This window comes from Actinophytocola sp., from assembly GCF_036402745.1.
Taxonomy (GTDB): Bacteria; Actinomycetota; Actinomycetes; order Mycobacteriales; family Pseudonocardiaceae; genus Actinophytocola.
The window spans coordinates 1-4,807 of the sequence record NZ_DASWSJ010000207.1 but is presented as its reverse complement, the minus strand read 5'-3'; the positions used below and the strand labels follow the sequence as shown (position 1 = coordinate 4,807).

At 75.2% G+C, this 4,807-nt stretch carries 1 protein-coding gene; it reads right to left on the bottom strand.

The window, feature by feature from the left end; all coding sequences use genetic code 11:
* Positions 1-4,789: type I polyketide synthase (locus tag VGD70_RS19765; RefSeq protein ID WP_331083389.1), on the bottom strand; the 4,789-nt coding region annotated here is incomplete at its 3' end.
* Between the last annotated feature and the right edge of the window lie 18 nt (positions 4,790-4,807).

Genomic DNA, 4,807 nt, shown 5'->3' with positions numbered 1-4,807 from the left:
TCGCGGAGTCGGCCAGGTGGCTCAGCAACTGCTCGTGCACCGGGTCGGCCGAGGCCACGAGGACGGTCCCGGTGGGCGTCCACGGTTCGGTGTCCCCCACGACGGCCCTGGTGAGACGGCGGGCAAGCAGTCCGCCCTGGCGCAGTGCCACCTGGTCCTCGCCGTGTGCGGCGGCGGCGCGTACGGCCGCGAGCACGTCGAGGTCGGTGTCCACAGTGTCCATATCGGACGGCAGGTCCAGCAGCCCGCCCCAGCGGTCCGGGGCTTCCAGTGCGCAGGCGAGGCCCCGGCCCCAGACGGCGGCCTGGTCCGGATCGGGCGCCGGGTCCGCGTCGCCGGTCACGACCGCGCCCCTGGTCACGCACCACAGCGGTGCCTGGATCCCGGCCGCGTCGAGCGTGGTCAGCAGCGTCTGGGGATCGGCCGACGCCAACGACACCACCCCGGTGAACGACCGGCCGGCCAGCTCGGCGAGATCGGTGTCGGTGTCGAGCGCGAGCCACGTCCCGCGCTCGGCGGTGTCGGTCTGGGGCACCGGCGTCCATTCGGTGCGGTAGAACCAGCCGTCCGGACCCTTGCCCGGGGCGGGATCGGGCCAGAACCGCCTGCGCTGGAACGCGTACGTCGGAAGGTCCACAGTGGATCGTCCGGTGCCGCCGAACCAGCCGGCCCAGTCGACGCCCACCCCGCGGACGTGCAGCCGAGCCAGCGCCCCGGTCAGCGAGACCGTCTCGTTCCGGTCGGCACGCAGCGCCGGGACCGCCACGGTGCCGTCGGGCACGCACTCGGCGACCATGGCGGACAGCACGTTGTCGGGACCGAGCTCGAGGACCGTCCGCACCCCCGCGTCGGTCAGCGCCCGGACACCGTCGGCGAAGCGGACGGTCTCCCGGACGTGGCGCACCCAGTACACGGGCGAGCAGAGCTCGTCGGAGGTCGCCAGCGCACCGGTCAGGTTGGACACCACCGGCAGGCGCGGCGGCCGGTAGTCCAGGCTCTCGGCCACCCGCCGGAACTCGGCCAGCATCGGGTCCATGAGCGGCGAGTGGAACGCGTGGCTCACCCGCAGGCGCCGGGTGCGGCGGCCCTGCTCGGCCAGACATGCCACGGCGGCGAGCGTCGGCTCCTCCGGACCGGCGAGCACCACCGACGACGGACCGTTGACCGCCGCGACCGTCACCCGGTCACCGAGCAGCGGCGCCACCTCGTCCTCGGTCGCACGCACCGCCACCATCGCCCCGCCGGCCGGCAGTGCGGCCATGAGGTGGGCCCGCGCCGACACCAGCACGCAGGCGTCCGGCAGGGACAGCACGCCCGCCACGTGCGCCGCGACCAGCTCGCCGATCGAGTGCCCACCGACGTGGGTCGGCCGGACGCCCCACGACTCGACGAGCCGGTACAGCGCGACCTCGACCGCGAACAGCGCCTGCTGCGCGTTCCCGGTGTCGGTCAGCGGCGCCGGATCGTCGCCCCACATGACCTCCCGCAGCCCGGGGTCGAGGTGTGCCAGGACCTCGTCCAGGGCCTCGGCGAACCGGCAGTGGCGGTCGTACAGCTCACGGCCCATGCCGGGGCGCTGGGCACCCTGGCCGGTGAACAGCACCGCCAGGTCGCCGTCGCCGGACGCCACCCCGCGCACGACCTCGATCGCACCGTCCACAGCGGACAACAGGACGGCTCGGTCTGGCAGGGCGGCGCGGTTCTCGGCCAGCGCCCGCCCGATCTCCGCCGGCGAGAGGTCCTTCCGCGCGGCGGCGAACCCGGTGAGCCGGTCGAGTTGGGCGTCGAGTGCGGCTGTCCCCCGCGCCGAGACCAGCCACGGCACCACCGGCGGCGGCAGCGGCGACACGACCGGCGGGGCGGGCGCCGGGACGGCGGGTTCCTCTTCCGGCGCCTCCTCGATGATGACGTGCGCGTTGGTGCCGCTGATGCCGAACGCGGAGACCCCGGCACGGCGGGGCCGGTCACCGCGCGGCCAGTCCCGTGCCTCGGTGAGCAGCGCGACCGCGCCGGCGGACCAGTCGACGTGCGGCGACGGCTCGTCGGCGTGCAGGGTCCTCGGCAGCACGCCGTGGTGGGCGGCGAGCGCCATCTTGATCACCCCGGCGACGCCTGCCGCGCCCTGGGTGTGGCCGAGGTTGGACTTGACCGAGCCGAGGAGCAGCGGCTCCGCACGGTCCTGCCCGTAGGTGGCCAGCAACGCGTGTGCCTCGATGGGATCGCCGAGCGCGGTGCCGGTGCCGTGCGCCTCGACGACGTCGACGTCCGAAGTGGACAGCCGGGCGTCGGCGAGCGCGGCCCGGATCACCCGTGCCTGCGCCGAGCCGTTCGGGGCGGTCAGCCCGTTGGACGCCCCGTCGGCGTTCACGGCGGACCCGCGCAGCACGGCGAACACTCGGTGGCCGTGGCGGCGCGCGTCGGACAGCCGCTCCAGGACGAGCACCCCGACGCCCTCCGACCAGGACGTGCCGTCCGCGCCGGCGCCGAAGGCCTTGCACCGGCCGTCGGCGGCGAGACCACCCTGCACACCGAACTCGACGATCGAGTCCGGTGTGGACATCACCGACACGCCCCCGGCGAGCGCGAGCGAGCACTCCCCGCTCCGCAGCGCCCGGCCGGCGAGGTGCAGCGCGACCAGCGACGCCGAGCACGCGGTGTCCACGGTGAGTGCGGGGCCTTCGAGGCCGAAGGTGTAGGAGATCCGGCCGGACATCACGCTGGCGGTGTTGCCGGTGGCGAAGTGCCCGCCGCCGCGCTGCTCGGCGCTGTCCGCGGCACCGGCGGGCGGCGCGGCACGGCGCAGCGCGTCGAGGTAGTCCTGGCCGTTGGTGCCGACGAACACGCCGGTGGCGCTGCCGCGCAGCGACGTGGCGTCCAGGCCGGCGTGCTCCAGCGCCTCCCAGGACGTCTCCAGCAGCAGGCGCTGCTGCGGGTCCATCGCGAGCGCCTCGCGCGGCGAGATGCCGAAGAAGTCCGCGTCGAACTCCCCTGCCCCCGGCAGGAAGCCGCCCGCGTGCGTGGGGATGCGCCCGGCCAGGTCACCGAGGTCCCAGCCGCGGTCGGCCGGGAAGTCCCCGATCGCGTCGCGCCCGTCGGCGAGCAGGCGCCAGAGGTCGTCCGGGGACGACACGCCGCCGGGGAACCGGCAGCCGATCCCGACGATCGCGATCGGTTCGGCCACTCCCGGTTGCGCCGTCGGTGGCACCGGAGCGGGATCGGCGCCACCGGACAGTTCCGCCACGAGGTGCGTGGCGAGGTCGCGCGGGGTCGGGTGGTCGTACACCAGCGACGACGTCAGCCGCAGTCCGGTGGCCGCCGCCAGGCCGTTGCGCAGTTCGAGGGTGGTCAGCGAGTCGAACCCGAGGTCGAGGAACGGCAGGTCAGAGTCCACTGTGGACTGATCGGCGTGGCCGAGCACCGCGGCCACCTGGGCGCGGACGACGTCGAGGAGGTGGCGTTCGCGCAGACCCGGGTCGAGCTCCGCCAGGCGCCCACGCAACCCGGTCGGGTCGGGTGGCGTGGCAACCGAGCGGATCTCCGGCAGGGCGGCCAACAGCCGTGCGGGCCGGCCAGCCGAAAGCACTGGCGCGAAGCGGTTCCAGTCGACGTCGGCCACCAGGACACCGGTCTCGCCGGCGCCGATGGCCCTGGCCAGCGCGTCGAGCGCCGGTCCACTCGACAGCGGGTGCAGGCCGCCGCGGCGCATCCGCTCGTCACCGGTCTCGGCGACCATGCCGCCGCCGGCCCACGGTCCCCAGGCGACCGCCGTGGCCGCCAGGCCCTCGGCCCGCCGCCGGTCGGCGAACGCGTCGAGGTAGGCGTTGGCGGCGGCGTAGTTGCCCTGCCCGGCGGCCCCGAGCACGCCGGCGATCGAGGAGAAGACGACGAACGCGCGCAGCTCGAGACCGGCGGTCAGCTCGTGCAGGTTCACCACGCCGTCCGCCTTGGGCGCCAGGACGGTCCCGAACCGGTCCGGCGTCAGGCCGTCGGTGACACCGTCGTCGACGACGCCGGCCGCGTGGAAGACCGCGGTCAGTGGTTCGTCGGCCGGGAGGTCGGCGAGGACGGCCGCGAGCGCGGCACGGTCGGCGACGTCGCACGCGGCGACCGTGACCCGCGCACCGGTCTCCGCGAGGTCGGCCACGAGGGCGTCGACCCCGGGGGTGCCGGTGCCCCGCCGGCCGGTGAGCACCAGGTGCCGGGCGCCGTTCGCGGCCAGCCAGCGCGCGACGTGCCCGCCGAGCGCGCCCGTGCCGCCGGTCACCAGAACCGTGCCGTCCGGCGTGTATCCGCCGCTCCCGGCGGGCGGTCCAGTGTGGACGATCCGCCGGCCGAACACCCCGGATGCCCGGACCGCCACCTGGTCCTCGTCGCCTGTGAGCACGGCCGTCAGATCCTGGTCGGTGCTGTCCGGGAGGTCGAGCAGACCGCCCCACAGGTCGGGCTGCTCCAGCGCGACGACCCTGCCGAGGCCCCAGAGCGCCGCCTGGTCCGGGTCGGGTGGGCCGTCCAGGGCCCCGTCCACTGTCACCGATACCGCACCGCGCGTCAGGCACCACAGCCGTGCCGTGCGGCCACTGTCTGTCAGGCCCTGCACGACGGCGGCCGTCCTGGCCAGCAGGTCCCGTGCCGGACCGCCCGCGAGCGCCAGCAGGGACACCACACCGTCGAACTCCCCGTCGAGAGAGCGCAGCCGGTCGGCGATCGTGGCCCGGTCGAACTCGGTGAGTTCCAGGTGGACAGTGCCGCCAGGGAGCACGTCGAGCAGGTCCTCTGCCCCGGCGGGCACCAGGGCGACCCAGCGTCC